Genomic DNA, 441 nt, shown 5'->3' with positions numbered 1-441 from the left:
CGATTTCACCGTTGTTGTCGGTAGCCGTAGTGGCGTTACCGGCAGCATCGGTGGCAGTGGCTTCAACGGTATAAGCACCGTCGGCCATGTCTGCGGGGACATCAGCGCTGAACGAGCCATCAGGCTGTACGGTTGCGGTAAAGGTTTGGGCATCGCCGTTAGCGTCGGTCACCGTGATCGACACAGTTTCACCGGCAGGTAAATCGGTTGTGCCTGATACCGTTGGCGTGGCGTCGTTACCTGTCGTCTGCGCATCCAATGTAATGGTTGGTGCAGCGGTGTCGATTTCGCCGTTATTGTCGGTAGCCGTAGTGGCATTACCCGCATCATCGGTAGCGGTGGCTTCAACAGTATAAGCACCGTCGGCCATATCCGCAGGGACATCAGCGCTGAATGAACCGTCTGGCTGTACCGTTGCCGTGAAGGTTTGGGCGTCGCCGT

The 441-nt window shown here is 57.6% G+C and carries 1 protein-coding gene; it reads right to left on the bottom strand.

Annotated features, from left to right (window positions below; translation table 11 throughout):
• A partial coding sequence (locus tag ACXAGX_RS20545; RefSeq protein WP_474840708.1) for an Ig-like domain-containing protein occupies positions 1-441 on the bottom strand: 441 nt, incomplete at both ends.

It is taken from the genome of Alteromonas sp. ABV4_515 (genome assembly GCF_056160345.1).
The sequence above is the reverse complement of the archived record's forward strand: the minus strand, read 5'-3'. Positions and strand labels throughout refer to the sequence as shown.